Source organism: Lactobacillus sp. wkB8, from assembly GCF_000761135.1.
GTDB classification, from domain to species: Bacteria; Bacillota; Bacilli; order Lactobacillales; family Lactobacillaceae; genus Lactobacillus; species Lactobacillus helsingborgensis.
Genome location: NZ_CP009531.1, coordinates 667,156 through 692,508 on the forward strand (window position 1 = coordinate 667,156; position 25,353 = coordinate 692,508).

At 36.4% G+C, this 25,353-nt stretch carries 25 protein-coding genes; 21 read left to right on the plus strand and 4 right to left on the minus strand.

Annotation, left to right across the window (positions count from 1 at the left end; genetic code table 11):
* Positions 1–64 precede the first annotated feature (64 nt).
* On the plus strand, positions 65–1,099 hold the full coding sequence (argF, locus tag LACWKB8_RS03310; RefSeq protein ID WP_038521950.1) for an ornithine carbamoyltransferase: 1,035 nt from the start codon (positions 65–67) through the stop codon (positions 1,097–1,099).
* 93 nt (positions 1,100–1,192) lie between these two features.
* On the opposite strand, the gene LACWKB8_RS03315 is transcribed toward argF, so the two are convergent.
* Positions 1,193–2,098 (minus strand): IclR family transcriptional regulator, encoded by a 906-nt coding sequence (locus LACWKB8_RS03315; RefSeq protein WP_242491938.1) that lies wholly within the window; start codon positions 2,096–2,098, stop codon positions 1,193–1,195.
* On the opposite strand from LACWKB8_RS03315, the gene kduD reads away from it, so the two are divergent.
* The 11 genes from kduD to LACWKB8_RS03370 all read left to right on the plus strand — a co-directional run bounded on the left by kduD (position 2,084) and on the right by LACWKB8_RS03370 (position 13,769).
* On the plus strand, positions 2,084–2,911 hold the full coding sequence (kduD, locus tag LACWKB8_RS03320) for a 2-dehydro-3-deoxy-D-gluconate 5-dehydrogenase KduD (RefSeq protein ID WP_038521956.1): 828 nt from the start codon (positions 2,084–2,086) through the stop codon (positions 2,909–2,911). The genes LACWKB8_RS03315 and kduD overlap by 15 nt on opposite strands.
* A 29-nt stretch (positions 2,912–2,940) precedes the next feature.
* Complete coding sequence (locus LACWKB8_RS03325; protein ID WP_038521959.1) at positions 2,941–4,278, plus strand: PTS galactitol transporter subunit IIC; 1,338 nt, start codon at positions 2,941–2,943, stop codon at positions 4,276–4,278.
* A 503-nt stretch (positions 4,279–4,781) separates the two neighbouring features.
* The gene (locus LACWKB8_RS03330) at positions 4,782–5,813 is read left to right on the plus strand and encodes a sugar-binding domain-containing protein (RefSeq protein ID WP_038521962.1); all 1,032 of its coding nucleotides are present in this window, start codon (positions 4,782–4,784) and stop codon (positions 5,811–5,813) included.
* 63 nt (positions 5,814–5,876) lie between these two features.
* A complete protein-coding gene (gene gap / locus LACWKB8_RS03335) occupies positions 5,877–6,893 on the plus strand; it encodes a type I glyceraldehyde-3-phosphate dehydrogenase (RefSeq protein ID WP_038521966.1) in 1,017 nt (338 codons plus the stop codon).
* Positions 6,894–6,999: 106 nt separating this feature from the next.
* Positions 7,000–8,211 (plus strand): phosphoglycerate kinase, encoded by a 1,212-nt coding sequence (gene pgk / locus LACWKB8_RS03340; protein ID WP_038521970.1) that lies wholly within the window; start codon positions 7,000–7,002, stop codon positions 8,209–8,211.
* Positions 8,212–8,235: 24 nt separating this feature from the next.
* Positions 8,236–8,991: a triose-phosphate isomerase gene (gene tpiA, locus LACWKB8_RS03345; RefSeq protein WP_038521973.1), complete on the plus strand. Its 756-nt coding sequence runs from the start codon at positions 8,236–8,238 to the stop codon at positions 8,989–8,991.
* A gap of 367 nt (positions 8,992–9,358) precedes the next feature.
* Positions 9,359–9,937, plus strand: coding sequence for a hypothetical protein (locus LACWKB8_RS03350; protein WP_038521976.1), 579 nt, complete (start codon positions 9,359–9,361; stop codon positions 9,935–9,937).
* Positions 9,938–10,088: 151 nt separating this feature from the next.
* Complete coding sequence (locus tag LACWKB8_RS03355; protein ID WP_038521978.1) at positions 10,089–10,727, plus strand: hypothetical protein; 639 nt, start codon at positions 10,089–10,091, stop codon at positions 10,725–10,727.
* A gap of 137 nt (positions 10,728–10,864) precedes the next feature.
* On the plus strand, positions 10,865–11,470 hold the full coding sequence (locus LACWKB8_RS03360) for a hypothetical protein (protein ID WP_038521981.1): 606 nt from the start codon (positions 10,865–10,867) through the stop codon (positions 11,468–11,470).
* A 60-nt stretch (positions 11,471–11,530) separates the two neighbouring features.
* A complete protein-coding gene (locus tag LACWKB8_RS09395) occupies positions 11,531–11,899 on the plus strand; it encodes a hypothetical protein (protein WP_233335856.1) in 369 nt (122 codons plus the stop codon).
* A 301-nt stretch (positions 11,900–12,200) separates the two neighbouring features.
* Positions 12,201–13,769: an ABC transporter ATP-binding protein gene (locus LACWKB8_RS03370; RefSeq protein ID WP_038521983.1), complete on the plus strand. Its 1,569-nt coding sequence runs from the start codon at positions 12,201–12,203 to the stop codon at positions 13,767–13,769.
* Positions 13,770–13,814: 45 nt separating this feature from the next.
* On the opposite strand, the gene LACWKB8_RS03375 is transcribed toward LACWKB8_RS03370, so the two are convergent.
* Both LACWKB8_RS03375 and LACWKB8_RS03380 read right to left on the minus strand, forming a co-directional pair.
* Positions 13,815–14,336 carry a hypothetical protein gene (locus LACWKB8_RS03375; protein WP_038521986.1) on the minus strand — a complete coding sequence of 174 codons (522 nt, stop codon included), beginning with the start codon at positions 14,334–14,336 and terminating at the stop codon, positions 13,815–13,817.
* 10 nt (positions 14,337–14,346) lie between these two features.
* Entirely contained in the window at positions 14,347–15,222 is an 876-nt protein-coding gene (locus LACWKB8_RS03380; RefSeq protein ID WP_038521989.1) for a Cof-type HAD-IIB family hydrolase, read from the minus strand.
* A 178-nt stretch (positions 15,223–15,400) separates the two neighbouring features.
* Between LACWKB8_RS03380 and LACWKB8_RS03385 the strand changes: the two genes are divergently transcribed.
* The 3 genes from LACWKB8_RS03385 to tsaE are packed head-to-tail and all read left to right on the plus strand — an operon-like array spanning position 15,401 to position 17,583.
* The gene (locus LACWKB8_RS03385; protein WP_038521992.1) at positions 15,401–16,096 is read left to right on the plus strand and encodes a uracil-DNA glycosylase; all 696 of its coding nucleotides are present in this window, start codon (positions 15,401–15,403) and stop codon (positions 16,094–16,096) included.
* A 16-nt stretch (positions 16,097–16,112) separates the two neighbouring features.
* Positions 16,113–17,111: a phosphate acetyltransferase gene (gene pta, locus LACWKB8_RS03390; RefSeq protein WP_038521995.1), complete on the plus strand. Its 999-nt coding sequence runs from the start codon at positions 16,113–16,115 to the stop codon at positions 17,109–17,111.
* The gene (tsaE, locus tag LACWKB8_RS03395; RefSeq protein WP_038521997.1) at positions 17,101–17,583 is read left to right on the plus strand and encodes a tRNA (adenosine(37)-N6)-threonylcarbamoyltransferase complex ATPase subunit type 1 TsaE; all 483 of its coding nucleotides are present in this window, start codon (positions 17,101–17,103) and stop codon (positions 17,581–17,583) included. The genes pta and tsaE overlap by 11 nt, the downstream gene beginning before the upstream one ends.
* A gap of 25 nt (positions 17,584–17,608) precedes the next feature.
* On the opposite strand, the gene LACWKB8_RS03400 is transcribed toward tsaE, so the two are convergent.
* Positions 17,609–18,142, minus strand: coding sequence for a 3'-5' exonuclease (locus tag LACWKB8_RS03400; protein WP_038522000.1), 534 nt, complete (start codon positions 18,140–18,142; stop codon positions 17,609–17,611).
* A gap of 98 nt (positions 18,143–18,240) precedes the next feature.
* Here LACWKB8_RS03400 and murB point away from each other — a divergent pair, with 98 nt between their 5' ends.
* The 6 genes from murB to LACWKB8_RS03430 all read left to right on the plus strand — a co-directional run bounded on the left by murB (position 18,241) and on the right by LACWKB8_RS03430 (position 25,342).
* Entirely contained in the window at positions 18,241–19,140 is a 900-nt protein-coding gene (gene murB / locus LACWKB8_RS03405) for a UDP-N-acetylmuramate dehydrogenase (protein ID WP_038522003.1), read from the plus strand.
* A 44-nt stretch (positions 19,141–19,184) separates the two neighbouring features.
* Positions 19,185–20,030 carry a diadenylate cyclase CdaA gene (gene cdaA / locus LACWKB8_RS03410; protein ID WP_038522004.1) on the plus strand — a complete coding sequence of 282 codons (846 nt, stop codon included), beginning with the start codon at positions 19,185–19,187 and terminating at the stop codon, positions 20,028–20,030.
* Positions 20,027–21,004, plus strand: a complete 978-nt coding sequence (locus LACWKB8_RS03415) for a YbbR-like domain-containing protein (RefSeq protein ID WP_038522007.1) — start codon at positions 20,027–20,029, stop codon at positions 21,002–21,004. Before cdaA ends, LACWKB8_RS03415 begins: the two co-directional genes overlap by 4 nt.
* Positions 21,005–21,023: 19 nt before the next feature.
* On the plus strand, positions 21,024–22,376 hold the full coding sequence (gene glmM / locus LACWKB8_RS03420; RefSeq protein WP_038522009.1) for a phosphoglucosamine mutase: 1,353 nt from the start codon (positions 21,024–21,026) through the stop codon (positions 22,374–22,376).
* A gap of 206 nt (positions 22,377–22,582) precedes the next feature.
* Positions 22,583–24,394 (plus strand): glutamine--fructose-6-phosphate transaminase (isomerizing), encoded by a 1,812-nt coding sequence (gene glmS / locus LACWKB8_RS03425; RefSeq protein WP_038522011.1) that lies wholly within the window; start codon positions 22,583–22,585, stop codon positions 24,392–24,394.
* 132 nt (positions 24,395–24,526) lie between these two features.
* A complete protein-coding gene (locus tag LACWKB8_RS03430; RefSeq protein ID WP_038524960.1) occupies positions 24,527–25,342 on the plus strand; it encodes a Cof-type HAD-IIB family hydrolase in 816 nt (271 codons plus the stop codon).
* Positions 25,343–25,353 lie beyond the last annotated feature (11 nt).

The window sequence follows — 25,353 nt, forward strand, 5'->3', positions numbered from 1 at the left end:
ATTACTAGTGATTTCTGTATTATGATATGCGGCAAAAGAAAGAATTTTTATAAAGGAGAACTTTGTGGTAAAAAAAGATTTTATTGATACTTGTACCTTTTCAAAAAATGAAATGCAATACCTGGCTGATTTAGGTCTAAAAATTAAGGAGGCTATCAACCATGGCTATTACCCTCAGCTTTTAAAAGGCAAAAGCTTAGGTATGATCTTTGATCAAACTTCGACTAGGACTCGTTGTTCTGCTGAAACAGCAATGACTGAACTTGGGGGTCATGCGCTTTATCTGGCTCCTGGACAAATTCAGTTAGGAAAAAATGGTCATGAGGGTTTGGCTGATACCAGTCACGCTTTAGGTGACTTAGTTGATATCATTGGAGTTCGAACTGCTAGTCAAGAAGATATTGTGGAAATTGCCCAAAATTCGCATGCACCTGTAGTTAACTTTATGAGTGATGATGACCATCCTACTCAGGCTTTAGGTGATTTGATTACAATTAAAGAATTTTTACCGGAAGGTAAGAGATTATCTGACATTAAGCTGGTTTTTGTGGGGGATGCAACGCAGATTACTATTTCAGCATTATTTTTGTGTGCCAAAATGGGCATGCACTTTGTTCAATATGGTCCAAAATCCAAGTGGATCCCACGAAATATTTATAATAAAGCCAATAAGATTACTGAAAAAAACGGTGGCTCAATTACACTAAGTGAAGATGAAAGTTCACTTCAAAACGCTGATTTTATTTATACCGATGTTTGGTATGGTTTATATGATCATGAACTTGAAAAAGATGAATACATGAAGATCTTTTATCCTAAATATCAAGTCAATGATGAATTATTGGCGAAAACGGGCAATCCTAATGTCAAATTTATGCATTGCTTGCCGGCAAATAGGGGAGAAGAAGTTTCAGCTGCTGTTCTTGATGGCGAACAATCAATAGCTTGGCAGCAGGCAGCAAATAAAAAGACTGCTATGCGAGCAGTTTTTGTTTATTTGCTTAATTCAAAATTCACTGATATGAGTGATTCAAGTCAAAAGGCTATCAAATATAAATATAAAGAAGAATTAGCTTATTTGCTTGCACAAAGACCATAAAGAAAAGACTAAAAGCTTTTGGCTTTTAGTCTTTTTGTATGCAAAATATTAATTTTTTTCCATTAATCTGACGTAATTTATTATATAGAAGTACTATATTGCATTCTCTATGTTTGCTTTTGTTTTTAAGCCTTCTTGAACCCATAATTCTTTCTTAGAATTATCAATTCTGAAATGCGGGGCGCTAATACTAAAAGCGCCTAATATTTTGTCGTTTTTTAATATTGCAAATCCTAAGCAATATATTCCGTCCTGATTTTCTCCATCATCAATCGCATAGCCTCTTGTTCGCGTTCTTTTTATTTCTGCTAACAGCTCTTTGCGATTGGTAATCGTATTGACAGTTAAACTTTTTAACGCGGTTTCGTCAAGATATTTTTCAATCTCACTATTTGACATACAAGCCAAAATTGCTTTCCCCATACCTGATGAGTACATGTTCATATGGCCGCCTAATTGCAAATTTAAACGAATGGTGTTTGTACTTTGAGCCCGATCCAATAACGTAATCACATTTTTGTCTTTAATACCTAAGTTAACGGCTTCAGTTGTTCTATCTCTGAGTTCATTAATATAAGGCATTGCTATTTTGTCTAAGCTGAAACTATTCCTGGCCTTTTGTGCGTACTTTAAAAACGTTAACCCTAAATAGTATCTTTTTGGATTACCAAAACAACGTACAAACTCACAATATTCCAATGTATTTAATATTTTGAGAATAGTCGGTTTAGTGATAGTTATATTATCACTTATTTCTTTTAAAGTTGGTGCCGTTTCGCATTTAGAAATATAATCTAATATTTTCTTTGCTTTAAGCAGAACCGTACCATATAGATGATTTTCGGTCATTAGCTCTCCTTGTTTTTCAAAAAAATGTTTGAAAGCCCTTGCATTATTTTTAAAACCTCCTACAATATTATTGTAAATAAGAAATGCAGTTTCTAAATAAGAAATTTGCTGATTTAATATAGGAGGAGTTATAAAATGGTTGAAATTCATGAATCAGAAGAGGAAATTCGTCAACATGAAGAGGAGTTGAAGAATAACTTCGATATGAATAAGTTTAGCCTTAAAAATAAAGTTGCAATTATTACTGGAGGCAACACAGGATTAGGACAAGGCTATGCAATAGCTATGGCTAAAGCTGGAGCCAATATTTTTATCCCGACCTTTAATGAGTTGGAATGGGATAATACACGTTCAATTATTGAAAGTGTGGGACAAAAAGTTGAATTCATGAAGTGTGACCTTACAGTTAAGGGTGAACCTCATAAAGTTATTGAAGAAGCTTTAAACAAAATGGGTCACATTGATATTTTAGTAAATAATGCCGGAATGATCAAACGTAATCCTTTACTAGAATCGAAGGATGAAGACTGGGACAAAGTTATTGCAATCAATTTAAGTGCAGTTTATCACATGTCTTTGGAAGCATGCAAAGTGTTCGCTAAACAGAAGTCGGGTAGGATTATCAATATTGGTTCAATGCTCTCATATCAGGGTGGTAAATTTATTCCTTCCTATACTGCTTCAAAGCATGGTGTAGCAGGTTTAACAAAATCTTTTGCTTCTGAAATGGGCGCATACAACGTAACAGTTAACGCAATAGCACCTGGTTATATTAAGACTGAAAATACGGCGCCAATACGTGCACAAAAAGACAGAAATGATGAAATTTTAGGAAGAATACCAATGGGTCATTGGGCAGAACCATACGAATTAATGGGTCCCGCTGTCTTTCTAGCAAGTGATGCTGCGGCATATGTCAATGGAGCAATTCTACCTGTTGATGGTGGTTATTTGGTTCGTTAATTAGTACTTGCTAAAAATAGGAGACAATTATGACGTTTATAAATTACATAATGTCTCTGGGAGCAAGTGTGATGATGCCAATCATTTTTCTAATACTTGGCTTGTGTATTGGGATGGGTTTTGGCAAATCACTTGTTTCTGGACTTAAAGTCGGAGTTGGTTTTGTCGGTTTAAGTGTGGTTACACAACTTCTTTCTGATAATATTGGTCCTGCTGTAAATGCAATGGTAAAAACTTATCATTTACATCTTTATACGTTGGATATCGGCTGGCCTGCAGCTTCGCAAGTTGCTTTTGCAACTTCTGTTGGCGCGATTATTATTCCTTTAGGCTTGTTAGTGAATATAATTTGTTTACTAATAGGTGCTACTAAGACTTTAAACATTGACCTGTGGAACTATTGGCACTTTGCCTTTATTGGTTCAATAGTCTATTTTGCAACCAACAACTTTTGGTGGGGAATGTTTGCAGCTTGTGTAACTATTATTGTCACGTTAATAGGTGCTGACAGATCGCAAAAAAAGGCAGAAGATTTTTATGGGAAAGATTTAATTGGTATATCCATCCCGCAAGCTTTCTGCGTAAGTTTTATTCCTTATGCAGTCATTGTAAATTGGATAATTGATCGTATTCCCGGTCTCAATAAAATAGACATTGATGCTAATAAAATGAAAGAAAAATTTGGCGTTTTGGGAGATCCAATCGTTTTAGGTATCATTGTGGGTATTTTAATTGGCATTTTAGCAAGATATTCTCTTGCTAAAATTTTACAACTAGGAGTTATCTTGGCTGCTGTAATGGTTTTGATACCAAGAATAACAAGTCTTTTTATCGAAGGTTTGTCACCAATTGCAAAACGGACCCAAAGCCTAGTTAAAAGTCACTTCAAAGGCAAGGACTTTAATATTGGAATGACACCTGCTTTAGTCATTGGTCATCCAGTAACACTGGTAACGAGTTTACTTTTAATTCCAATAATTCTATTTTTGTCAGTGATTATTCCTGGTAATCAATTTTTACCGCTTGCCAGTTTATCAGGCTTAATTTACATTTTCCCTTTAGTTCTACCGTATACAAAAGGAAATGTCTTTAAGACTTTGTTAGTTGGTATAGTCAGCTTAGTATTAGGAGTTCTTTCAGCCACAACCTTAGCGGGCATTTTTACTAAAGCAGTTAAAATTGTCCAAGCAAGCTTAATACCAGCAGGAACATCTTCAGTTGCAAGCATTGATTTTGCTTCGAGTCCTCTTGCTTGGTTAGTATACGAAGGGACAGTCAATCTTCCAGTCATTGGCGCAATAACTATTGCAGCTATTGTCATTGGGTTAATGGTATGGAACAGAAATCAAATTAAAAAGGGTTTATAATCACTTAAAAGAAACTAATTATAGATTTTTAATAGTAAAAGCTACTGATTTTTAGGGCAAATTTGAGCAGTTTGTTAATAATCAACAAAAGGAGATTAGTCTAAGATTAGACTATCTCCTTTTTGGTTTTATTATTTAAATATGGGTCCCCTGAGAGTCGAACTCAGATTTTAAGAACCGGAATCTTACGTGCGATCCATTACACTAAGGACCCAAATTGACACAACAACAAGTATAACAGAAAAGAAGTAAAAATTGAATTCTTTTTTCTTACATTAGGAAAATAGGTTAGCTTTTGCATCATCAAGCAAAATTGTTAAGACTTTTTAATGGGCACAATTTTTCTTGAATTATTTTATGGGGGTTGCTATACTATAGGTGTCGATTGAGAAATGGGTAACTTATTTAGCATGAGTTCATGTTTCTCTTATATTTTTAGACAATCTGGGACAGTTAATGACAACAATTGGGTCAAAAAAGTCCCAGAAGAAGGAGAGATATTAATGTACTCGGAATTTCCCGTGCTTGAAGCTCTCGTTCCAGACATCTTAAAAGTTTTTCGGCAAAGATATCTTGTCCTTGAGCAAATTTCTTTTAATGCACCAGTAGGTCGTAGAAGTGTTGCTCAGTGTTTAGGACTTTCTGAAAGAAATGTGCGTACGGAAACAGAATATTTGCGAGATCACGGTTTGATTGAGATTAAAAGTTTCGGCATGTTTATGACAGAGAAGGGCAAAAAAATTTTGCAGGAAGCTGCTCCTCTTATTGATCGCTTGTTTAATGCAGGTAAGACTGAAATTGAGTTGGCCCGCAAGCTTGGTATAGAGCGCACGATTATAGTACCAGGAGATAGTGATTTACAAGAATTAGTTTATGAGAGAATGGGCGAAGAGCTTAATGCGGCTCTTGATTTGCTTTTACCATTAGGGCATTCAATCATTACAGTTTTAGGCGGCGAAGCCCTTGCAAAGTCAACTAGGAACTTGTCTAAAAGTTTAAGCAAAAATCGACAATTGGAATTTGTGCCTGGCCGTGGTGCTTTAGGTGAAAATGTTGCTATTCAAAGTAACACCATTGTGCAAGAAATGGCAGCTGAAACTGGTGGTAGCTATAAAACGTTGTATTTACCAGAGCAGATTTCTTCGGCAGCTTATAAATCTTTAATTCGTGAATCGGCATTTACAGATGTACTTGAAGATATTTCACAGACAGATGTGGTAATTCATGGAATTGGGTTAGCTCACGATATGGCAAGACGCAGAGGATACGATTCGATTCGCTTATCCGAATTGCGTGAAAAAAAAGTAGTCACCGAATGTTTTGGGTGTTTTTTCGATGGCGAAGGGAAGATTGTTGACCGCGTGCCTCAGGTTGGCTTGCAGTTTGAGAATCTTAATAAAATACCCCACATATTTGCCTTTGCTTGTGGCGGCCGCAAGGCTAAAGCAATCAAAGCTTATATGCCTAATGCTCCGCATCAAACCTGGTTAATTACTGATGAGGGAGCCTCAGAGAAGATTTTAAAGGAGAAGTAATTCTCATTTAAAATAAATTGATGTAAACATATCTTACATAGTTCTTAAGGAGGACTTTAGAATATGACAGTTAAAATTGGTATTAACGGCTTTGGCCGTATTGGTCGTTTGGCATTCCGTCGGATCATGGACTTAGGCGAAAAGTCAAAGGATATTGAAGTTGTTGCTATTAACGACTTGACTACTCCAGCACTTTTGGCACACTTGCTAAAATATGACTCAACTCATGGTACTTTTGATCACGAAGTTTCAGCTACAGAAGATTCAATTGTTGTTGATGGTAAGAAATACCGTGTATACGCAGAACCTCAAGCTCAAAACATTCCTTGGGTTAAGAATGACGGTGTTGACTTTGTTCTTGAATGTACTGGTTTCTACACCAGCAAGGCTAAGTCACAAGCTCACCTTGACGCAGGTGCCAAGAGAGTCTTGATTTCAGCTCCTGCTGGCAATGACTTAAAGACTATTGTTTACTCAGTAAACGATGATACTTTAGATGCAGACGACAAGATCGTTTCAGCTGGTTCATGTACTACTAACTCATTAGCACCAATGGTTGATGCTTTGCAAAAAGAATTTGGTATTAAAGTAGCTACTATGACTACTATCCACGCTTACACTTCAACCCAAATGCTTTTGGACGGTCCTGTTCGTGGTGGTAACAAGCGTGCCGCTCGTGCTGCTGCTGTTAACATTATTCCTCACTCAACTGGTGCTGCTAAGGCTATTGGTCTTGTTGTTCCAGAATTGAACGGTAAAGTTAATGGTCACGCACAACGTGTTCCAGTTACTGATGGTTCATTAACTGAATTAGTTTCAATCCTTGACAAGAAAGTTACTGCTGACGAAGTTAACTCAGCATTGAAGAAGTACGAAAGCCCATCATTTGCTTACAACGATGACGAAATCGTTTCAAGTGATGTAGTTGGTATGACTGCTGGTTCAATCTTTGACCCAACTCAAACCATGGTAACTACTGCCGGTGACAATCAATTAGTTAAGACTGTTGCTTGGTACGACAATGAATACTCATTCACTTGCCAAATGGTTCGTACTTTGTTGAAATTTGCTACTCTTTAATCTGTAATATTTGATTACTGTTACGTGGCAAAAGAGAAGGCGGAGGGAAATTCTTCCTTCCGCCTTTTTTTCAAAATTAAAATAATTAAGTTATCGGAGGATATAGATGGCTAAATTAATTGTTTCTGACCTTGATGTAAAAGACAAAAAGGTTTTAGTCCGTGTTGATTTTAACGTGCCAATTAAAGATGGTGTGATAGGCGACGACAACAGAATTGTTGCTGCTCTTCCTACTATTAAATACATCATTGAAAATGGCGGTAAAGCAATTTTGCTTAGTCACTTGGGACGTGTTAAGTCAGATGACGATAAGAAAGAATTGTCTTTAAAACCAGTTGCTGAACGCTTAAGCGAGCTCTTAAAGAAACCTGTAACTTTTGTTCCTGCTAATGAAGGCAAAGAAGTTGAAGACGCTGTTGCCAATATGCAAGACGGAGATGTTGCTGTTTTAGAAAATACTCGTTTCCAAGATATTGACAATGATTTTGGCAAACGTGAAAGCAAGAATGATCCTAAGTTAGGTGAATACTGGGCTTCATTAGGTGACATGTATGTTAACGATGCCTTTGGTACTGCTCACAGAAGTCACGCTTCTAACGTTGGTATTGCTGAAGCCATGAAGAAAGATGGTAAGCCTGTTGCTGCTGGTTTCTTAATGGAAAAGGAAATCAAGTTCTTGGGTGATGCTGTTGCTAACCCTGTACACCCATTTGTTACCATCTTAGGTGGTGCTAAGGTTTCAGACAAAATCGATGTTATTACTAACCTCATTCCAAAATCTGACCACATTTTAATTGGTGGTGGTATGGCTTATACTTTCTTAGCTGCTCAAGGCCATGAAATTGGTAAATCTTTGTTTGAACCAGATAAAGTTGACCTTGCTAAAAAATTGTTGCAAGACGCTGATGGCAAGATTGTATTACCTGTTGACAACGTTGCAGCAACAGAATTTTCAAACGATGCTGCCCGTAAAGTTGTCGGGGATGATATCCCAGAAAACATGATGGGTCTTGATATCGGTCCTAAGACTGTTGCCAAGTTCAAGGATGTTTTAAAAGATGCCAAGACTGTTGTTTGGAATGGACCAATGGGTGCCTTTGAAATGTCAAACTTTGCTGAAGGTACTCTAGAAGTTGGAAAGGCTCTTGCTGATTTAACTGATGCTACTACTATTATCGGTGGTGGTGACTCAACTGCAGCCGCTAAACAACTTGGTATCGCTCCTAAGATCACCCACATTTCTACTGGTGGTGGTGCTTCTTTGCAATATCTTGAAGGTAAGGAATTACCAGGAATTGCCTGCATTTCAGACAAGTAAACTTTAAGAAAGGACATTATTTACATGCGTACACCAATTATTGCTGGTAACTGGAAATTACATATGAATCCAGAGCAAACAAAGGAATTTGTTGCTGCTGTAAAGGACAAGTTGCCAGAAGCAAGTAAAGTTGAAGCTTTGATTTGTGCTCCAGCCGTTGACCTTGAAAGTTTAGCTCAAGCTGCCGCTGGTTCAAACTTGCGTGTTGGTGCAGAAAATGCTTATTTCGAAGATGAAGGTGCCTTTACTGGCGAAACTTCACCTAAAGTTTTAAAAGAAATGGGCATGAATTACTGCATTATTGGTCACTCTGAACGTCGTGGTTACTTCCACGAAACAGACGAAGACATTAATAAGAAAGCTAAAGCTTTATTTGCTAATGACGTTACACCAATTATTTGCTGTGGTGAATCACTTGAAACTCGTGAAGCCAACAAACAAGAAGATTGGGTAGTTAGCCAAATCAAGGCTGCACTTGCTGGCTTATCAGCTGATCAAGTTGCTAGTTTAGTTATTGCCTATGAACCAATCTGGGCTATTGGAACCGGTAAGACTGCCAGTTCTGATCAAGCTGAAGAAATGTGCAAGACTATTCGTGATACTGTCAAGGATTTGTATAATGAAGAAACTGCAGAGAATGTTAGAATTCAATACGGTGGTTCTGTAAATCCAGGCAATGTTAAAGAATTAATGGCTAAACCTGATATTGATGGTGGTTTAGTCGGCGGTGCTTCACTTAAACCTGATTCATTCTTAGAATTAGTAAATTACCAAGATTAATTTTTAACTGTATATAACCAAAAAGTCTCTGATTTTTCAGAGGCTTTTTTGTTTATATATGTTTAATACCGATAACATTACTAAAAATAAACAAGTTACAAGTTGTTAATTATATAGTCATGTATTAAAATTTAATATATTAATTAAACTATTTCATTTAATTAATGATAATCTCGAAAAGAATAATGAAAAAATAAGTCAAATTTAAGTTTATTTTGGCTACTAACCTAAAAGGGAAAAAGCGCATGAGAGTACTGACATATGCACTACCGGTCTCAGATTACATAGGTAAAAAGTACTATACTGTAAAATATGAGAAGGTTTGCTAAAAAAACAGCTTTTATTAACTCAGAAAGGGGAAAGAAAATTGAATAAACAGGTAAAAAATAGCAAAATAAAGATGCTTATTGCTATAACTATGTCTTTAGCACTTGGATTGTTGGCAGGAAAAGCCAGTGATAGTAGCTTCTTTAATACAAATATGGTTGTTCAGGCAGCTCATGTAAAAGGCAATTTAGGGAAACTGACCACACCGAAAAAGATGCGTGGCATCTGGTATGGCAAAGCTTTTGATTTAAACTATAAATCTAAAGCACTTAATAAATTAAGGGTAAAAGCTCATAAAATCGATTCTAATGAATTACATAGACAAGACACTAGTGCCAAGGGGATCAAAAATACTAAGCAAACTAGAAATTGGGTAAAGGCTTTTTACCCAGTAACTTTTAAAAAAGACAAAAATATAAAGTATATCTTAATGTTTCCTTGGTATAGTCCTGCTGCATCAGGTTGGAGCTTGGGTATATATCATTACAAAGGACACCGCGTTTTAATTGAAAGAACCACTTCTTCTTATAGAATAACTAACGTTTATTGGCGCTCAGCTAAGCTAGCTAGAATGTATGGTGGTAAAAAACCAAAGGAGTTAAAAACATACGCTCAATGATAAAAACATTTTAACGAATTTTGTTATAGTCGATGCAAATGTCTCTGATTTTTCAGAGGCTTTTTTATTTAATATTTTTACTATCACTTGCTTTTATCATAGTGTGTGTCCATAATAGAATGAAATTATTCCAATAAGGGAGGCAAATACTATGAAATTGCGTAAAACACTTACTTGGTCAGTTGTTGTGACTGCTTTAGCTGCAGTAAGCGGAATTAGTGTTAATCAGACAAATTTGGTTCAAGCGGCTACTTCAAAAAAAGCCCAAAATACTGTTAACAAAACCAAATATGGCTTTAAGAGAGACTTTATTTTTCCTAAATCTTGGCAGGGCAAATGGTATAGTAATACTCATGATAAGTTAAGTAAAATGACCATTAAAAAGAATGGTTTCATAACACCTTGGACCGGCGAATATGTTGAATTGGTTTCAGCAGGTAAAGTAAAGGGCACAAATAAGTACTTGTGGCAAATGCCCCAAAGTTGGTTTACCAAGCATGATAAAATCTTCAAACATTTGGGTCGAGTAACTACTAATAAGATTAACAACAAAAAATGGTCTGTCTACAGTCCAATAGATGAAAACAATATTGAAATTGGTTTCGCTTTTAGATTAAAGAACGAAAAAATTGCTGGTAAAACCCAAAAAGTATTATTTGAGGCTAATTCCAAGACCGGTGAGGTTATTGACCAGTTCTTCCCTTCAGCAAAATTAGCTAAGAAATATCAACACTACAATTTTAAAGGTGAAACATACGCACCTTCATTTAATCAATATCAAGAAAAGTAAATACATCTGATTTAGAATAGAACTAATTCTCAGCTTGAGAATTAGTTTTTTCATACTAAATTGAATTACTTTGAAGGACCAACAAGTTTATAATTATTGCTATAATGAATAAAATATTTTTTTACAGGAGAGAAAAAATGGTCAAAAAATTTATTACCATGTTTGCACTAGCAAGTTTGGCAATGTCTATGACAGTGCCAGTTGGAAGTGTTCAACCAAAAACTGTGCAAGCTGCGCAAATAACCAAAAGCAAATATGGGTTTGATAAACAATTTAAATTTCCTAAAACTTGGCGTGGAAAATGGTATAGCAACAACAATTTCACTCCCAATCCCATGAATATTCATACATCTGCAATCAATCTACCGTTAACCAATGAATATATTAAAGTAATTAAAGTCGGCATGGTCAAGGGTACAAAGAAATATCCTTGGGAAATGTCTTCGGCCTGGCAAGAGAAAAATCAGAACGTTTTAGCAAAATATTTACGAGCATCGAGTAAAAAATTGCGTGGGAGTAAATGGATTGTATTAAGTCCAGTACAGGAAAAAACAACTAAAAATGGGAATGCTTTCACAGTTAAGACTGAAAAAATAGCCGGTAAAAAGTATAAAGTGTTATTTCAAAGTAATCCAGAAGACGGGTTAGTAACCAACCAATTTTTTAAAACAAAATCTTTAACTGATAAATATAGTGCTTATGAATTTAAAAATGTGAAATATAGTAAAGTTAATCCGCGATAGTAGCAAGCTGCAATCTTAAATATTATGATTGCAGCTTTTAATTTTTAAAAAGGAGGAAAAGTGAAACTATTAGTAACAGGAGATAGCATTATTGCGCGTAACGAAGGTTTATCAAAGCCACGCATCAATGTTGAACTGCAGCAAAAAGTACTGGAATTAAAATTAATTAATACTGCTGTGTCTGGTATCAATTCTGGAGCCTTTTATTCATTACTACCCCAGTTAGTACTTAAGATTGACTGTTGTGACAAGTTGCTTTTACTTCTAGGTACTAACGATATTGCACAGCATAAACAAGTTCCCCGAAGCCAATTTAAAATTAATATGGGTTTGATCATTTCTAGTGTGATTTATTCATATTATCCGCAAAATATAATTTTGGTTTCACCACCGGCTATAGGTAAAAATAAGCAAAAAAAAGAGAACTAACCAAAAAATCACATCTTATACTTCTGATTTTAAAAAATTGGCAACTACATATAAATTGCAATTTATCAATCTTTTTCAGGCCATGATTGCTTAAGGCAATTTAACAACGCTTTGTAAACGTCAATTAGATGACGGCTCACATTTTGGTGCAGAGGGATACCAACTGTTAGCCAACCTGATTGTAGCAAAGTTGGCGATTGACAGACGGTAAAACTAGAGCAGCTGTTGACATATTTTCTCTTTTTGCTATGATAAAAATTAAAATTTAATTAAATGTATATTGTTGTTAAGGAGGGCCAAAATGTCTCAATATCTGAAAAAACATGCACTTGCAGTTATAGCAGCTTGTCTACTATTATTAGTAAATTCAGTATTGCAAGTTTTGGCTGCTACCAAGATGGCTGTCTTGGCAAATTACTTAATTGCCGGAAAAATTAGTCCCTTTGTTGACATGCTTATATTTATTTTCTTACTTTGGTTTCTGACCTTTATCATTTCTTTTCTCGAAAAATATATTCAAGAAACTGTGACACAAGACATTCTCAGTGATATTCGCAATGATATAGTCACTAGTCTAATTGAACTTCCGCAAAATAAATTTAAACAAAATCCGGTTGACTATTATGAATCATACCTGCAAAATGATGTCAATTTAATCCATAAAGAAGGGCTGGATACTTTTTTTCTCATTGTCCGTTTTAGCGGTAATGCTATTTTTGCTTTAGTAGCACTATATCTTTATAGTTATATTTTATTTATTGTAGCAATCATGCTCGTGACTTTAATCGTCTTAGTGCCACGTTTATGTAAAAAATTTTTGACTACTGGTGTAACCGCGATTTCGCAGGCTAATGAGCAGTTCTTAAAATACACGAGTAGTGGTTTACACGGCTACGATACCCTTTATGCTTTTAATGTTTTACCTGAAATTAAAAAGCTGGTGGCAGCGGGGTCACAAGCATTAAAGAAAGCAAATGTTCATAACACTGTCAGAAGATCTACTGTTGATATCGTCACCGGAGTAATTAATATTGGCAGTCAACTACTGATTTTAGGCGTTACTGGTTGGCTGCATTTTAAAGGCGTACTCACAGCAGGCGCAATTTTAGCAACCGCCGAATTAGGGACTAAAGTTTTTGATTCCGCTGGCATAATTAACCGCTACTTTGCCCAATTACTCTCTACTTCAAGCATTTTTACCAAGTTTAATAATTTAAAGCAAGCGCTAAAAACTGCTAGTCCTAAATTTCTTGCAGCCACTTTTCCGTTAGAGTTTAAAACGCTTGAATTTAAAAATGTTTCTTTTTCTTATCCGAATGCCAAAGAACAAGTACTGCATGACTTTTCTTTTGTTTTTGAAAAGGGCGCTTTTTACAAATTAAACGGGATTTCTGGACGGGGAAAATCCACATTACTGAAATTGGCTACAGGGCAACTCATTCCTACCAAGGGGGAAATTCTTTTAAATGGTGTTAATATTGCCACTATCCCTCGTAACGTAATAAATTCAATAATTATCTATATGCCGCAAACAGTTACAATGTTTCCGCGCTCCATTGATTATAATATTTTGCTGGGGCGTAATTATGATAAGGCAAGTCTGAATAAGGTAAAACAAGATTTTGAAATTGATGAAAATTGGCAATATGATTCTTTATCAGGTGGGCAAACTCAACGTGTTGCTTTAGCTAGGCTGATAGATACAAAAGGCAAATTAATTTTACTTGATGAAAGTTTTTCCAGTATTGATCTGAAAACGGCACAAGGTTTATTGCAAAAACTACTTAAGCGAATAGAAACTGTAATAGTAGTTTCTCATCGTGATGAAGAAGTAGCCAATTTTCCTTTTAAAGATTTGTCATTGAATTAAAAAACGTTAGGAGCTAGATGAAATTTCATCTGGCTGCTAACGTTTTTAGTTGAAATTAACATTATACTTTCTGCCGATTGGAGGAAAAGTAGGTAATCTTAAAGGTGTCGTATGCCATTGAGTGAAAAGTGTGGCACACAATAGAATAAAGGGCACATCTTCTGGACGCTCAATATCACAAATTAGCACAACGCCTTGATTGCGCACGACGGTTTCAACGGTAGCAACTTTTTTGATGCCAAACAAAAACTTATAGCTTCCTTTTTTGATACTACCCGAAACAATGTAGTTTAATCTGGTGATATAGAAAAGGTTGGCTATTTTATTATTAAGTCTTTTGACTTTAACTAATGAATGGTTTACAACATCAATTGTATATGACGAAATAATGCCACCGCCATCTGTATATAGACGACCTATTTCTTCATTGTTAATTTTTTTCAAATAAAGGGTATGATTAGGATTATCTAAATTGCCTTGAATGATATATTGAATTTTTCCATTGTCATTTGCGACAGGAATTTGACCATATTCCTGCTTTTGAGTTAATTCCAATAAGTAGCGCATTTAAGCACCTCTATTCTTCAGCGTTATTTTTGATAAATTTCTTTAAAATATAAGCAACTCCATTATCATCATTAGATTTTGTTTTGACTTGGGCTAATTTTTTGATAGCGGGTACCGCATTTGCCATTGCAACACCAACTCCGGCATCTCTAATCATACTAGCATCATTGAGGTTATCGCCAATTGCGGCTACTTCTTCTTTTTTAAAACCTTTTTTCCTGGCATAATCTAAAAGTGCAGGTCCTTTTTGCGCTTTAATATCATTGATCTCAATGTTGGCCGCCGCGCTCGAAGTTACCGCAACTCCCCCTAAAGACATAATTTCCTTTTTGGCACTGGAAAAAGCGGCAGGCCCGTGAGCATCAAACGAGATAATTTTCATAATCTCCGTTTTGGGATCGGCTAATAACTGGTCAAAATCTTCCACCAAAGTCATACTTAACATGGCGTTGCTACCAGCTGCTGTTGCTACCGCCTTTTTGAAAGTCACTCCCGGATTAAGCGACATCAAAGAACGCGCTAAATTAACTACACGTTTACTAATATCATTTGAATATATTTTATCAGCTGTAACCAATTCAAAATACAGCTGATTTTTAAGTAAAATGTGTGCAATTAATTTCGCTTTTTCATTTGGCAATTGATGCTTAACTTGTAATTGCTCATTTGCATCATAGACCAAAGCACCATTAATATTAATGAAACCAGTTTTGAGACCATATTCGCGCATATTTTTGCGTGACTGCTGCGGTGAGCGGCCTGTTGCCACTAAGAATTCGATCCCATTTTTTTGGGCTAATTTAATTGCAGCAGCATTTTCTTCTGAAATAGTCATGTTGCTGTTAAAAAGGGTACCGTCTAAATCGCAAGCTACTAACTTAATCACAGCTTACTTACTCCTCCTATATAGGTCATTTGATTATCTACCATATTATCATATATGAAGAAGTTATTACTTTTATATTTTGAGATAATAAAAAGAATTAAAAAGTAGCAAATTCTCCCACATTGATAATTAATTTCATGATACCATAAAAGTTAGTGAAAGAGAGGATGTTGTGGTAATGAAAAAGTTTATTGGTAATGACTGGGATGAAATTCTGGCTCCTGTTTTTGCGAGTGATCGATACCAGCAGCTGCATGAGTTTTTAAAAAAAGAATATGCGACTAAAAGAATTTTTCCTGACATGTACCATATTTTTACTGCTTTTAAGTTAACTTCATTTGCAGATACAAAAGTTGTTATATTAGGACAGGATCCTTACCATAACCCTGGACAAGCTACAGGTATGAGTTTTTCAGTTATGCCGGGTGTCAAGTTGCCGCCATCTCTGCAAAATATTTATAAAGAATTGTATGATGATGTCGGCTGCAGACCAGTTAATCACGGTTATTTGAAAAAATGGGCTGATCAAGGTGTCTTACTTTTAAATGCGGTTCTCACAGTTCCTTACGGACATGCTAATGGTCACCAAGGGAAAGGTTGGGAAGAAGTAACGGATGCCGCAATTAAGGCTTTAAGTGATCGCGGTAAAGTGGTTTTCATACTTTGGGGACGTTACGCCCAAAATAAAATCGTTTTAATTGACCAAGACAAAAATTTTGTGATTAAATCAGCTCATCCAAGTCCTTATTCAGCTGATAGAGGATTTTTTGGTTCAAGACCTTTTTCCCGTTGTAATGCGGCTTTGAAAGAATTTGGTGAAGTTCCGATTGATTGGCAGTTACCAGCCAAAGTTACGCAGACAGATTTAGCATAGAAAAGAACTAGATTATATGAGTGTTTTTGATTTATTAAAAAATAAAGTCCAAAATTCTAATAAAACTTATCAAATTGTTTTTCCTGAAGGAAATGATTTGCGTGTTTTAAAGGCAGCCAGTAAATTGTCGCTGGCTGATATCGTTAAACCAATTTTATTAGGTGAACCTGAAGAAATTAAGGCTTTAATCACAAAAGAAAATCTTGAATTTTCGCAGTTAGAAATTATTGATCCACTTCACTACGAAAAGCAAAAAAATATGGTGCAGAAATTCATTGACGCACGCAGAAAAGACATTGCAAAAAGTGAGGCAGAAAAGGCACTGGAAGACCCTAATTATTTTGGGACGATGCTGGTCAAAATAGGTCAAGCTGACGGCATGGTTTCTGGTGCTACTCATTCAACTGCTGCCACTGTCCGCCCAGCCTTGCAGTTGATTCATACTGCAGCTGGTATGAACAGGGTATCTGGCAGTTTTATCATGGAACGTGCACAAGAAAAATATATTTTTGCCGATTGTGCAATTAATATTGATCCTGATAGTGAAACATTAGCGGAAATTGCATACCAGTCTGTTCAAACAGCACGAATGATTAATATTGACCCTAAAGTAGCATTTTTAAGTTTTTCAACTAACGGTTCTGCTAAAGGCGAAATGGTCACCAAAGTCAAAGAAGCTGCAACAATCTTCCATCAGCAACATCCAGAAATTGTTTCTGATGGTGAACTGCAATTCGATGCCGCGTTTGTCCCCGATGTAGCAGCCAGCAAAGCACCTGCTTCTGCTTTAAAGGGTCAAGCTAATATTTTTATATTTCCTGAATTGCAATCTGGCAATATTTCTTATAAGATTACCCAACGCTTGGGAAACTTTACTGCCATTGGCCCCATCTTGCAGGGGCTGCAAAAACCAGTGAATGATCTTTCTCGCGGAGCAAATACTCAAGATATATATCATATTGCAATTTTGACTGCTGCACAGGCATTACTAAGGGATGAACAAAATGAAGGTTAATGTTAATTCCGCACGTGAAATGCAGAATATTGGTGCTGCAATTGCTGATACAGCACAGGCGCATGACTTGTTGCTGCTAAACGGTGATCTGGGAGCGGGGAAAACTACTCTAACTCAAGGTATTGGTTCCGCTTTAGGAATTAAGCGGCCTGTTAAAAGTCCCACTTTTACGATAGTCAGAGAATATCCTGAGGCCAGATTGCCTTTATTTCATATGGATTTTTATAGACTTGAAAATGATGATTTATCTTCAATTGATTTAAATGGTTATTTAACAGAGCCGGGTTTAGTGGTAATCGAATGGCCTGAAGTAGTTCAGGCACAATTACCTCAGGACTTTTTACAAATTACTATTAAACGTGTTGACGATAGCTGGGATTCCACTAAACGTATAATTGAATTTGAGCCGCAAGGACAAAGAAATAAAGCTTGGGCTGAACAAATTTTAAGTTTAATTGAAAAGAAAAAGTAGAGCTTTATGCTCTACTTTTTTTAGATTAAATTTGGTAAACCAGGTTTTTAAGTGTTTCATCGCCAAATTGTTTATTTTGTGCTATTAAAATACCCGCACATGCCTCACTATCACTTAAAGCATTGTGGTGGTGCCATAATTCAACGTTTAATGCTTTTGCAACGGTATCGAGTTTATGATTAGGTAGATTTGGTTCAAGTAACTTACTCGATTGTAAAGTATCAAGTACAAAGTAATGTGGTTCTGCAATATCATAACGGGCTAAACTTTGACGCATGATGTTAGTGTCAAAGCGGGCGTTATGAGCTGTCACTAACATTCCGGGTTGAAACAAAGCTTTAATTCTGGGCCAAACTTCTGACATTGTCGGTGCATCTTGCACGTCTTCGGCTGTAATATCATGAATCTGAATATTCCTTGAGTCAAAAGGCATCTGCGGATTGATTACAGTGTAGAAACGGTCAACAATGACATTATTTCGTACCATTACTAACGCCAAAGAACAAGCGCTTTCCGGATGACGATTGGCAGTTTCAAAATCCATCGCTATAAAATTCATTTTTTCTCCTTTAAAACTTAATTTTAGTATAACATATGATGAAGCTGGTTTCGTAATGCGGTAAAATAGTAAAAGATTATATAAAGGGGATTTTTGTTTTGAAATTAACAGATTTAGCAAAAGAAGGTATTGAAATAAGAAGGCAAGTTCCACTAAGTAAGTACACCTTCACCAAAACAGGTGGACCAGCGGAATTTTTGGCTTTTCCCCAAAATGAAACTGAACTTAAAAAGTTGGTTGTGACCACCTATAATAATAAAATTCCCTTAACGATAATAGGTAATGCTTCTAACTTAATAATCCGGGATGGTGGCATTTCTGGCTTGGTAATAATTTTAACAAACATGAATCAAATTAAGGTTCAAAAAACCAAAGTTATTGCTCAAGCGGGTGCCACAATTGTTGATACTGCATTTACTGCAGCTGGAAGCTGTCTTAGTGGTTTGGAATTTGCGGCAGGTATACCAGGAAGCATTGGCGGAGCTGTATTTATGAATGCCGGCGCTTATGGGGGTGAAACATGTAATGTAGTTGAAAATGTCAAAGTATTAACGCGTTCAGGAAAAATTAAAAACTATGCTAGAGAAGACATGAAATTCTCTTATCGTCATTCGTTAGTGCAGGAAACTGGCGATATTGTTCTTGAAGCTACTTTTGCCTTAAAAAGCGATGTTAAAAGTCGCATTTTAGCAGACATGAATTACCTCAATGCCTTGCGTAAGTACAAACAGCCTTTGGAATATCCTTCATGCGGTAGCGTTTTTAAACGACCAGCAGGTCACTATGTGGGGCCAATGATTATTCAAGCTGGCTTGCAAGGCAAACAAATTGGGGGTGCCCAGGATTCAACTAAACACGCCGGCTTTATTGTTAATAAAGGCAACGCGACTGCGACTGATTATCTTGACTTAATTCATTTAATTCAAAAAAGGATCAAATCACAATTTGGTCTTGATTTGCACACAGAGGTTAGAATTATTGGTAAGCCGAAAGATTGAATTGATACTGAAATTTTGTTTATTTAATAGGGAAAGGAGTATTTATGCAGACTAGCGGTATACACATTTTTACTTGGGCAAACTTATCAACAATTCTTGATGTGCTGATAATCTGGTTTGTAGTCTATCACTTGGTCATCTTAATTAGAGGAACCAAAGCAGTTCAACTAGCCAAGGGCATTGTTCTAATTTTTATTGTCAGAATTATTGCTGGAGTACTGCAATTGCATACAACCACTTGGCTGATTGACCAAATTGTTTCTTGGTCTGTGGTTGGCATTATAGTGATTTTTCAGCCAGAAATTAGACGTGGGCTTGAACATTTAGGCCGTCTGCCTATTTTTGGTGGTCGTGAAGAGAGTGCGCGTGATGAATCAATCAAATTTATTAATGAACTGGACAAAGCTATTCAGTACATGTCAAAGAGACGGATTGGTGCGCTAATCACTGTGCAACAGGAAACGGGTTTGGAAGATTACATTGAAACTGGAATTAAGCTCAATGCTGATGTCACAGGAGAATTGCTTATCAACATTTTTATTCCTAATACTCCATTGCATGACGGTGCTGTAATTATTAACAAGGATCACAAAATTGCGGTAGCTGCAGCTTACTTGCCTTTGTCTGATAACAGCATGATTCCTAAACGGTTAGGAACACGTCATAGAGCTGCAGTTGGTATTTCAGAAGTAACTGATGCGATCACGATTGTAGTTTCAGAAGAAACGGGTGGTGTGACAATAACTCGTAATGGGCGCTTTTTAGTGGACATGACACGTGATGAATATTTGAAATATCTCAAAGCAGAATTGGTACCTAAGAAAAATAGCAATGATAAATGGTATCAAAAAATCCTGCGGAAACTGTGGAAATGGGGTGCTGACCGATGAAAGAATTTTGGAAAAAATCTTGGTTTATCAGACTCGTTTCACTCTTAATAGCCGTTTTATTGGTTATTTATGTTAATTCCACTCAAGAAGGCTTTTTATCTCAAGGGCAAACTGAAAAAACTAAGCAAACTGCTAATAAAACTCAAACCATTAAAGTACCTTTGCAGGTTTCTGTTGATACGGATAAATATTATGTAGTTGGTTATCCGGAAAAGGTAAGTGTGACTTTAGAAGGATCCGCTGCTCTGGTAACTTCGACTATAAATACGCAAAATTTTCGTGCTTATATTGATTTAACCAAAAAAAGTATTGGTATGCACAATGTCAAAATTCACGTTAATGGCATTAATAAACAAATTTCTTATTCTATTAACCCGCGGAGTGTAGAAGTTGATATTCAGCGCAGAAAGTCTACGACAATGCCTGTACAGGTAGAGTATAATAAAGGTGCTGTTGCTCAAGGTTATCAACTAGGTCATGCGAGTGTTTACCCACAACAGGTTGAGGTAACAGGAGCGCGGTCTGAAGTCGATCAAATTGATCAAATAATAGCCAAAGTAGTTTTGCCAAATAATATTGATCATACGTTTGAAAGACAAGTTAACTTGGTTGCTGAAGACCATAAAGGTAGGCAGTTAAATGTCATTATTGATCCAGCAACAGCTAAAGTTTCAATACCGATTACAATATCTAAAAAGTCAGTTAAAATGAAACTTGAACCGGAACATGAAAAATTGGATAGAATCTATTCTCTTTCATTAAAACATAATTACGTTACGCTATATGGTAACAAGGATGCTTTGGCAAAGATCAAACACCTCAAGGTTCCAGTTGATTTAGCTTCTGTTACTAGTTCGACTACTAAAACTGTAACTCTTAATCTGCCTGATGGAGTAGTTAAAGCTAATCCTAACCAGGTTGAAGTTGAAATAAAAGTGGAGAAAGCAAACAATTCTAGAAATAAAAATAATTAATTAGAAAGGTTGTTTAGTAATGTTGAAATATTTTGGCACAGATGGTGTACGCGGGGTGGCTAATCAAGAACTGTCACCTGAAATGGCTTTTAAGTTAGGTCGTGATGGTGGTTATGTCCTAACCAAAAACAAGACTAAAGAAGAACAGGCAAAAGTATTGGTCTCACGTGATACCAGAATATCTGGTCAAATGTTGGAATATGCCTTAATATCTGGACTGTTGTCAGTCGGAATTGAGGTTTTAGAGGTGGGAGTGATTACTACACCTGGTTTATCATATTTAGTTCGCGCTCAAGGTGCCGACGCAGGTGTACAAATTTCAGCTTCACATAATCCAGTTGAAGATAATGGTATCAAGTTCTTTGGTAGTGACGGTTTAAAGTTATCAGATGAGATGGAAGAAGAAATTGAAAAACTAATTGATGCACCGGAGGATAAATTACCTCGACCATCTGCCAAAGGGCTTGGGTCCGTTACAGATTTTCATGAAGGCAGTGCTAAATATTTACAATTTATCGAAAATACTATTCCAGAAGAACTTGATGGTATTAAAGTGGTCATTGATGGTGCAAACGGTGCAGCTAGCAGCCTTATTTCCCGTTTATTTGCTGATTGCGGGGTAGATTTTACCACTATTGCTACTCATCCAAACGGCTTGAATATCAATGACCATGTTGGCGCAACCCATACTAAAAAATTACAGGAAGAAGTAGTTAAACAAAAGGCTCAACTTGGTTTGGCTTTTGATGGTGATGCCGATCGCTGTATTGCGGTGGATGAGAATGGCAATGAAGTCGATGGCGATCATATCATGTATATTTTGGGCAGCTACATGGAAGATGGTGGCCGCTTGAAAAAAGATACAATTGTTACCACAGTAATGAGTAATCTTGGCTTTACTAAAGCTTTAGCAAGACGCGGCATCAAAAATGTACGTACTCAGGTAGGAGACCGTTATGTATCAGAAGAAATGCGAGCAAACGGCTTTAATCTGGGCGGTGAACAATCTGGTCACGTAATTATGAGCGATTATCATAATACTGGTGATGGGATGCTGACCGGACTGCATTTAATGTTGGTAATGAAGAGAACTGGTAAAACTTTGTCGGAATTGCTAACCGATTTTAAGGAGTATCCGCAATGCTTGGTTAACGTACCAGTTAAGGATAAAAAGAACTGGAAAGAACACCAACCAATTTTAGACGTGATAAAAGAAGTTGAAAAAGAAATGGGTGATGAAGGGCGCATTTTAGTTCGTCCATCCGGTACCCAGTCCTTGTTGCGAGTTATGGCTGAAGGACCAACTCAAGAAGAAACCGATGCCTATGTCAAGAGAATTACTGATGTAGTGGAAAAAGAAATGGGCATTTAAAGGTTAAAAAATTTAAATTTAAAAAGCAGGCAAATTAATTTTACCTGCTTTTTGTGTTAATGATAGTTGTTTCACAATATAGTATAGACCAATTATGAAAAATATCACTTGACCAATTACTAGATAAAGGCTAATATTCCATACGTGAGTTAAATAAATAAATTAGCCCAAAAATATAAAATTTAACTAGACCAAAGGAGAAACACATGTGTGGAATTGTCGGAATAATTGGAAAATCAGCTAGAGAAATAGTTTTAAATGGGTTGTCTAAATTGGAGTATCGGGGATATGATTCAGCAGGAATATACCTTAATGATTTGGCAGGTAAAGAATTTTTAATCAAAACCACTGGTCGTATTCAGGATTTAAAAAATAAAATGAAACCGGATGAACAGGGCCAAGTCGGTATCGGACATACGCGCTGGGCTACTCATGGTAAACCAACGGAGGCAAACGCCCATCCCCAATTTGATGAAACTAAGCGTTTCTATTTGGTTCACAATGGTGTTATTGAGAATTACCAAGATTTAAGAAAAAAATATCTCAATAATGCGTCATTCAAGTCTGATACGGATACGGAAGTGATCGTTCAATTAATTAGTAAAATTGCACGAGAAAAAAACTTCGATGCTTTGACTGCTCTCAAAGAAGTTTTGACTATGATCAAGGGGTCCTATGCTCTTTTGTTAGTTGATAACCAGCATCCAGATCATATTTATATTGCCAAAAACAAGTCACCACTACTATTGGGTTTGGGCGCAGACTTTAACGTTATTGCTTCTGATGCTCTTTCCGTCTTAGACCAAACAAAAACTTTTGTTGACTTGCATGACGGCGAAGTGGGTGACATTACCAAAAATGGTTACCAAATTGAAACTATTAGTGGCGCGCCAGTTACAAGGGAACCTTATCAATTAAATGTTGCTGAAGACGCTGCTTCTAAGGGTACTTATGATTTTTACATGTTGAAAGAGATATGTGAACAGCCAGGTGTTTTAAGGCATTTAGATCAATTTTATCTTGATCAAAATGGCAAGCCAAAAGTTAGTGCGGCAATAATTGATGCTTTGGCAAAGGCCGATAAATTATATATTTTTGCTGCTGGCACGAGCTATCATGCCGGTTTAGTGGGAAAACTACTTTTTGAAAAATTAACCAAAATTCCCACTGAAGTTGGATTTGCATCAGAGGCTGGCTATCATTTTCCAATGATGTCACAACATCCCTTCTTTATCTTTTTGTCGCAATCTGGTGAAACCGCCGATTCGAGAGTGGTGCTTCAAGAGGCAATTAAGCGCAATATCCCGAGTTTGACTTTAACTAACGTCCCAGAATCTACTTTAGCGCGTGAAGCTAATTATTCAATGGCGCTTGAAGCCGGTCCAGAAATCGCTGTTGCTTCAACTAAAGCATATACCGCGCAAGTAGCTGTTCAAGCGGTAATTGCCAAAGCTTTAGGTGAAAAAATGGGCGATGAGGCTGCTGCGGCATTCAATCTCAAACAGAATTTAGCCTTGGCTGCAGAGGGAATTGAACAGGTAATTTCCAATCAGGAAAAGATAGAGCAGCTGGCACAAAAAGATTTAATACCATCCCGCAATGCATTTTATATTGGTCGTGGCATTGATTATCCGGTAGCGTTAGAAGCAGCACTTAAACTCAAAGAAGTTTCATACATTCAAACTGAAGGCTTTGCAGCAGCTGAATTGAAGCATGGCACTATTTCTTTAATTGAAAAGGGGACTCCTGTTATTGCCTTGATTAATAACCCACTAACAGCTGATCTGATGCGGGGTAATATTCAGGAAGTAGTTGCACGAGGAGCAAACGTTATTACTATTGTCAATAAATCATTAGCGCAAACAGGTGACGATATTATTTTGCCTGAAGTAGACTACTACTTATCGCCATTAGTTACGGTTGTAGTGACACAGCTTTTGGCTTATTTTGCGGCTAAAGACAAGGGTCTGGATGTTGATAAGCCACGTAATTTGGCAAAAAGTGTGACTGTTGAGTAAAACAAACCGCCAATTTCATTTATGATCTAGATAAAATCCTATTTAAACAGAATATTTCTTGAAAAAGTCGTAAGTAATTACGACTTTTTGTATAATAAAGAAGATAATGAAGAAATGTGGGAGGAAATTATTTTGTCAATTAAGTTAATTGCGGTTGACCTAGATGGTACTTTACTGACGAGTACCAAACAAATCTTACCTGAAACAGAAAAACTTCTTAAACAAGCTGATAGTCAGGGAATAAAAGTAGTTTTAGCAAGCGGCAGACCATTATCCGGAGTTATACCTTTTAACCAACAATTAGGCTTGATAGGTAAAAAGCAATACGACATCGTTTTTAATGGTGCAGTTATACAGGATCTTGCAGGTAACGTCTTGATGAATGAAGAAATGAATTACCGGGATTTCACTAATATGCGCCGACTGCAGCGATTGGCCCATGTGAATCTTCATTTTGAAACGCCTGAATGTTATTGGACTTGTGATCGTGATATAGGTGTTAATTTAGCCGATAGCGCCACCAATACTAATAATTTAATCAAAGTCCGCAAAGCTGAGGAAATTCCTCAAGATTTTGCTTTTAATAAAGTAGGCCTTAGTGTTCTAAGTGATGTTAAAGAAGTAGATAAATTGTGGGAAAATATTCCCCAATGGGCATTTGCCAAATATGATGTGGTCCGCAGCTTTTCAACGATAGTTGAAATTAATATTAAAGATGCTTCAAAAGGCAATGCTTTAATGGAACTGGCGGACAGGTTAAAGATCAGGCCGGATCAAGTAATGGTTTTTGGCGATCAGGGCAATGATATCTCAATGTTTAGTAATCCAGATTTTAAAAAGATTGCTATGGGCAATGCGATTGAAATGATTAAAGAAAATGCCGATTTTGTGACCGACGATAATGATCATGACGGAATTGCCAAAGCACTAAAAAAATTTGTTCTGTAGTAAAATAAAGT

Coding starts and splice junctions, on each gene's coding strand:
- kduD (WP_038521956.1), top strand. CDS start 2,084: ATGGTTGAAATTCATGAATCAGAAGAGGAAATTCGTCAACATGAAGAG.
- LACWKB8_RS03315 (WP_242491938.1), bottom strand. CDS start 2,098: ATGAATTTCAACCATTTTATAACTCCTCCTATATTAAATCAGCAAATT.
- LACWKB8_RS03325 (WP_038521959.1), top strand. CDS start 2,941: ATGACGTTTATAAATTACATAATGTCTCTGGGAGCAAGTGTGATGATG.
- LACWKB8_RS03330 (WP_038521962.1), top strand. CDS start 4,782: ATGTACTCGGAATTTCCCGTGCTTGAAGCTCTCGTTCCAGACATCTTA.
- gap (WP_038521966.1), top strand. CDS start 5,877: ATGACAGTTAAAATTGGTATTAACGGCTTTGGCCGTATTGGTCGTTTG.
- pgk (WP_038521970.1), top strand. CDS start 7,000: ATGGCTAAATTAATTGTTTCTGACCTTGATGTAAAAGACAAAAAGGTT.
- tpiA (WP_038521973.1), top strand. CDS start 8,236: ATGCGTACACCAATTATTGCTGGTAACTGGAAATTACATATGAATCCA.
- LACWKB8_RS03355 (WP_038521978.1), top strand. CDS start 10,089: ATGAAATTGCGTAAAACACTTACTTGGTCAGTTGTTGTGACTGCTTTA.
- LACWKB8_RS03360 (WP_038521981.1), top strand. CDS start 10,865: ATGGTCAAAAAATTTATTACCATGTTTGCACTAGCAAGTTTGGCAATG.
- LACWKB8_RS03370 (WP_038521983.1), top strand. CDS start 12,201: ATGTCTCAATATCTGAAAAAACATGCACTTGCAGTTATAGCAGCTTGT.
- LACWKB8_RS03375 (WP_038521986.1), bottom strand. CDS start 14,336: ATGCGCTACTTATTGGAATTAACTCAAAAGCAGGAATATGGTCAAATT.
- LACWKB8_RS03385 (WP_038521992.1), top strand. CDS start 15,401: ATGAAAAAGTTTATTGGTAATGACTGGGATGAAATTCTGGCTCCTGTT.
- pta (WP_038521995.1), top strand. CDS start 16,113: ATGAGTGTTTTTGATTTATTAAAAAATAAAGTCCAAAATTCTAATAAA.
- tsaE (WP_038521997.1), top strand. CDS start 17,101: ATGAAGGTTAATGTTAATTCCGCACGTGAAATGCAGAATATTGGTGCT.
- LACWKB8_RS03400 (WP_038522000.1), bottom strand. CDS start 18,142: ATGAATTTTATAGCGATGGATTTTGAAACTGCCAATCGTCATCCGGAA.
- cdaA (WP_038522004.1), top strand. CDS start 19,185: ATGCAGACTAGCGGTATACACATTTTTACTTGGGCAAACTTATCAACA.
- LACWKB8_RS03415 (WP_038522007.1), top strand. CDS start 20,027: ATGAAAGAATTTTGGAAAAAATCTTGGTTTATCAGACTCGTTTCACTC.
- glmM (WP_038522009.1), top strand. CDS start 21,024: ATGTTGAAATATTTTGGCACAGATGGTGTACGCGGGGTGGCTAATCAA.
- glmS (WP_038522011.1), top strand. CDS start 22,583: ATGTGTGGAATTGTCGGAATAATTGGAAAATCAGCTAGAGAAATAGTT.